Raw genomic sequence first — 5,723 nt, 5'->3', positions numbered from 1 at the left:
CGACCTGGGGGGGTTCCCCCCATGAGCGACTGCCGTGGTTTCCCCCACTCGCGCTTTGCATGGCTGACAGGTAGATAAACCCGATAATTATTTTTTTTTCTACCTTGAGCTGCTTTATCAATCAAGTAGATTTCTAGGATAAGGCTAGGCCATGATTTGTCAAAACTCTGTTATTTTGGCGCAGTTTGACAATGGACTATCACCTGCCATCACTGAGAGCGATGCAGCGCGGTCTTGGGGAGGCAGCGCCGCCAAAGGGGGTCCCCCCCATGAGCGACTGCCGTGGTTTCCCCCACTCGCGCTTTGCATCAAGAATGGTATTTATCAACAAACCCTTAAAACCATTAATTATAATACGTTCCAGCGCAGTTGTTAATGTCAGACTTGATTTAATTGTAATACTGCTGGAACGCACTACCACCGAGCAGAGGGGATGTGACTCGCTTCACGCTGTGTCCCCTACACATTTAGGATTTGTGTGATAAATAGTCTCTGAACTTTAGCCGGTCGTTGAAGCGGTTGTGCTAACTTGTCAAAAGTGCCATAATAATCTGTTATACATTCAGGATTTTTGATGACGAATAACTTGAACATAGATGCAAGAATCACCATTAGTTTTGCAAACGGTTTAACGATGGCTTGGCTATTTAATCAGCCCTTCACACAATATATTAAAATCCCTGTAAAAATTCAAGATTTTAAAAAAAGTTAATGTTGTCAACAGCGGTCAATCAATTGTCAATCAACTGCTACATCTTGTAGTATATCCCATTCAATCAACTCAACGATGCTCGACGTGGAACTGAGCGAGTTCATTGACAAACCTCCAACAATTAAATTGAGCTGAAGCAACATCTGATTAGTGATCAGACTTTAGTAATCAGACTTGGCTAACAGGTTAATCAGACTTTGTGAAAAACTTGTGAACTCATCTATCGAGTAGGGTAAATAATTAGCTATTTTAAATTAATCAACTATCTAGAGACGTAGATTTGATGATTAAAGTTCCAGGATTTATAGAAGTTACGAATTTTAGTTGGTTTTGGCCTGCTAACCCACCAAATATGGTGGGTAGTAATCAAAAAATATACTAAGTTTGGTGGAGCAACCGGGGCAATGGGTAAGTCCTGATTGATCAAAAAAATCTAAAAAAAAATCTAAAACAGCGCGCTGAGTTGGCTTACAGTAAATCGTTTTACCCTGTCAGCCATGCAAAGCGCGAGTGGCGCATGGGTCTGTGTGCGGAACCTGCGTCCGCACCGCTGTTTGCCCCGTGGAAACCCCCGCAGGTCGGCGCTGCATCGCTGTTTTCAGGATAAGTATTGAATAAATCCCAAAAAAAAGCTATACTGTAGTACTTGAATAAGTAAGGTTTGCTATATTAGTTAAGGTTTGCTGTTACATCTGAGCAATCATGGCTCCCGCAAGTAACCTAATCAGCAACTGGGAAATCAGGGATGTGTTAGAACCGAGTACTCGCCAACCCCAACAACTACCGAAACAATTATTGATAAACGGCCAACAGCCCAAGCTTCAGCCGGTGGCATTTATGTTTCCAGGACAGGGAGCACAATATGTCAATATGGGGCTGGAACTAACCCATGAAATATCAACATTTCGTGATCTGATTGATCGATGCTCAGAACTCCTCAAACCCCATCTGGGCATTGACCTGCGCCATGTACTCTACCCAAAGCAGGAACAGACTAATCAGGCCACAGAGCAACTGAAACAGACTAGTATTACCCAGCCAGCCCTGTTTGTGATCGAGTACGCCCTAGCTCAGTTATGGATGTCGTGGGGAGTCCGTCCCCAAGCCATGATCGGTCACAGTATCGGTGAATATGTGGCAGCCTGTGTAGCTGGAGTCTTTTCCTTAGAGGATGCATTATCTCTGGTTGCCCTTCGAGGGCAGATGATGCAACAACTTCCTGCTGGCTCCATGCTTGCTGTTCCTTTACCAGAACAAGAGGTGGAATCCCTGCTAGGTCAGGAACTATCCTTAGCAGTGATTAACGGGCCATCCCAATCGGTGATTTCTGGTCCTACTGATGCGATCGCATTATTACAAAACCAATTGGATCAAAAAGGGCTAGAATACCGCAGGCTACATACCTCCCATGCCTTTCATTCCAAGATGATGGAACCGATCTTGGACTCCTTCACCAACCAGGTAAAACAGGTTAGTCTCAAGCCTCCACAAATTCCCTACCTATCTAATGTTACTGGCACTTGGATTACAGCCGAGGAAGCAGTCAATCCACGCTATTGGGCTCAGCATCTGCGGCAAACTGTGCGATTTTCTCAAGGTGTGCAACAGTTGTTGAAACAACCAGAGACCATCCTGCTAGAAGTAGGGCCTGGGCGAACCTTGAGCACATTAACTAAACGACATTCTCAGAAAGCCGTTGAGCAGCTGGTGCTAACGTCGGTACGTCATCCACGACAGGAGCAATCGGATCTAAGCTTCTTGCTCACTACCGTAGAACAGCTCAGAGCAGCAGGTGTACCAGTAGATTGGGAGCGATGCAGCGCGGTCTTGGGGGTTTCCCCCATGAGCGACTGCATCAAGAATGGATGCCATGGTCAAACACCTGACCAGCAAGACATCCCAAGGCACAAGGGCCAAGAAGATGATGCCCAAAAAGACAACAGTACTCTGCTAGCCCCTGACCAACCTCAGCCAGAGTCATCCAAAACCTTTGTTGCTCCCCGAGATGACTTAGAACGTCAACTGACCAAGATTTGGGAAAACGTCTTAGGAATCAAATCTATAAGTGTTACAGATAACTTCTATGACCTAGGAGGAGACTCTCTCCTAGCGGTGCGCCTGTTTGCTGAGATTGAGAAGATTTTCCATAAAAAACTGCCCTTAGCTTCTCTGCTGATGGCTCCAACTGTAGCCCAATTAGTCAACCAGCTGCGCCAAGACCAAGGAGCAGCACCTTGGTCCTCAGTAGTACCAATTCAGCCCAATGGTTCCAAACCGCCTCTATTCTGTATTCATGGAGCCGGTGGTAACATTCTCAGCTTTCGAGATTTGGCACGTTATTTGGGTTCGGAGCAACCGTTTTATGGACTCCAATCATTGGGTCTCGATGGCAAACAGACTCCCCTGAGCACAGTTGAGGATATGGCTCGCTGCTACCTCAAGGAAATACGTACTATTCAGCCCAAGGGTCCCTATTTTCTGTCAGGATACTGCTTTGGAGGTAAGATTGCTCTGGAGATTGCTCAGCTGCTCCGCTTAGACGGTGAGACAGTCGCTCTGTTAGCTCTGCTGGAACCTAGCCCTGTTAACTTCTCCACAAATGAAAACCAACGTCCCTATCAACGTAGCTATAGTGACCGATTAAAGGGACTGTTTGAGCGATTGATTCATAGAGGTTTTCAAGACGTACTCAAGCAGCAATTCCTAAAGGTTGTTTCTAAATTATATCAGTCCTTTGGGATTTCCTTACCGCAATCTCTCCAAATCATCAAAGTCCAAGAAGCTAACACCTTCGCGTCAAAAAATTATGTGGCAAAACGCTACTATCCAAACCCAGTAACAATGTTCTTGACCAGTGAGCGGATTGCCCAATCTCCAGAACTCCAAAAAGGCTGGATAGAGTTAGTTACTGGAGAGCTGAAAATCCAGGAAATCTCTGGTAAGCACTTAGATGACCAACCAGGGAGTTTTCTCAAAGACCCCCATGTAGAGCTACTAGCTGAAAAAATTACGGCTTGTATAGAGCAGGTAATTATTAGTTAATTGTTAATTTCAACCTAAGCATTCAGCCGTCAGCTGTCAGCCGTCAGCTTTGTGGCACAGGCTTCTAGCCTGTGACTTCACGTGGCCATTGGCCAAGGCAAATAGCTGATAGCTGATAGCTGACAGCTGATAGCTGATAGCTGATAGCTGAATGCTTAAGAATTGATAACTTCCTGATATAGATTCAACATTTGTTCACCGATTATCTCCCATGACCAATTCTCTGAGACTATCACTCGTCCTTTAAGTCCCATAGATATGCGCTTTTCCCCATTAGTTGCTAACTGCAACAGTGCTTGATCTAAATCATTGATCACTTGGGATAGGTTATCCACAGGCACTTTAATTCCCCAGTCTTGTTGAACCATCAACGAGGGTCCACCAATATCGAGACAAACCACAGGTCTACCAGATGCCATTGCTTCCAACACCACCGTCGGCCAATGATCATGGAAGCTCGGATGCATTAACACGTCCACCTCTGCCATCCGTTGTAAGACCTGATCACGGGAAAGCTTCCCCCAAAAACGTACAGCATCACCGCATCCAAGGTCTTTAGCTAATTTCTGTAGTCCCTCCTTTTCAGGACCATCACCAATCAGCCAGTATTCACTAGTGGGGTGTTCACGATGGAACTGGGCAAAGGCACGGATGCCCAATGCAAACCCTTTCCAACCCAAAAATCTCCCGATACTGACCACTCGAAATGGTTCTTCCTGGCGCTGGGGCAGTTGAGCTAATCTCTCAATATCCTTTTGATTAAGACCAAAGGGAGGAAAAGCCTTAACTGGTAAATTATCTGACCATTGGCTCGCTTCCCGAGATAGAATTAATTGGGCGCGAGAAGCCACACACCACTGGGTAAAGCGACCTAGGACATTCATCGACACCATCCGAATCCTTTCCATCATGGCCGATTTTAGGGATAATGTCTTCAAGAGTACCGAAGGAATTTTATCTTTAGCGCCACCATTCCAAATCAAGGGCACACCTAGCCAGCCTATCCATGTCGGCAACCAGGAATTTTGATAGGTAACATGATGAACCAAATCAAACCCAATTTCGTCCTGGAGTTTTTTGGCCACAAAAAATGCTCTAATCTGCCAGGCGATATAGTACAAATAATGGGACAATCCTGAATTACGAGACCCTTCAGACATTGCTACAAAGATAAAGGTGACATTGTCTAAAGGTGAATGAGACAATTCCTGTTCAATCTGAGATTGATCAGTTATGTTAGTGAGCACCCAACACTTATGGCTATGGTTCTTAGCTATTTGTTTTACGACATTCCAACCTATACCATATTCAGACCCTCTTACTGGGGAACAGCCATAAGCATAAATCAGGATATTCATGATTTTTTTTCCCTGATTAATTCAGCTGATAATTAGTAACATTTTAACAGACTTAGGCGTCTTAGTAGGGAGCATGTTACCCTTGTAATTAGGTAAATTGATCCCCTCCGATCACAGGATAGACGATTCTGAAGCACCATAGATAGGACTTACGAAGTTAGTTGGTTTTGCCCCCCTGCCCCCCAATTTTGGGGGGTAATGATGTCAAAGTCCCCCATAATTGGGTGATTTAGGGGGCTTTGCGTAAGTCGTGATAGACATATCCAACGGTAGGTTAGTACTCACGAAAAACAGAGCTAGCCTTGATAACCTGATTGGGCTGTAATGGCTGTATGCTAGACTTGGGAACAGTCAGCGGAGATTAATCTAGGGGTGGTGGCGGCGGAGTTGAAGCAAGTGGATCGCAATTTGGTAGAAATTGATGCCACGATCGAGGGGATTTTGTGATTAGTTAGGGATGGATCGGTGCATGTCAGTTTTGTTAATCCCTGATTCAGATCCCCCATTATCCCCCTTAATAAGGGGGACTTTTCAATCTAATTCCCCCCTTTTTTAAGCTATCCATTAGGCAAAAGTAGTCGAAACGGTGATAGAGACTAGGATTTAGGCAA

The 5,723-nt window shown here is 45.1% G+C and carries 3 protein-coding genes; 2 read left to right on the top strand and 1 reads right to left on the bottom strand.

Annotated elements, in window-relative coordinates:
- Nucleotides 1-151 precede the first annotated feature (151 nt).
- Both BJP37_RS11540 and BJP37_RS11535 read left to right on the top strand, forming a co-directional pair.
- The gene (locus BJP37_RS11540; protein WP_075898902.1) at nucleotides 152-376 is read left to right on the top strand and encodes a hypothetical protein; all 225 of its coding nucleotides are present in this window, start codon (nucleotides 152-154) and stop codon (nucleotides 374-376) included.
- Nucleotides 377-1,414: 1,038 nt separating this feature from the next.
- Nucleotides 1,415-3,754, top strand: a complete 2,340-nt coding sequence (locus BJP37_RS11535) for an alpha/beta fold hydrolase (protein ID WP_075898900.1) — start codon at nucleotides 1,415-1,417, stop codon at nucleotides 3,752-3,754.
- A 155-nt stretch (nucleotides 3,755-3,909) separates the two neighbouring features.
- Here BJP37_RS11535 and BJP37_RS11530 read toward each other — a convergent pair whose 3' ends face one another.
- Nucleotides 3,910-5,112 carry a glycosyltransferase family 4 protein gene (locus BJP37_RS11530; RefSeq protein WP_075898898.1) on the bottom strand — a complete coding sequence of 401 codons (1,203 nt, stop codon included), beginning with the start codon at nucleotides 5,110-5,112 and terminating at the stop codon, nucleotides 3,910-3,912.
- Between the last annotated feature and the right edge of the window lie 611 nt (nucleotides 5,113-5,723).

The sequence above is a fragment of the Moorena bouillonii PNG genome (assembly GCF_001942495.1).
Taxonomy (GTDB): Bacteria; Cyanobacteriota; Cyanobacteriia; order Cyanobacteriales; family Coleofasciculaceae; genus Moorena; species Moorena bouillonii.
Note: the sequence above shows the minus strand (reverse complement) of the source record. Positions and strands in the feature narration are given on the sequence as shown.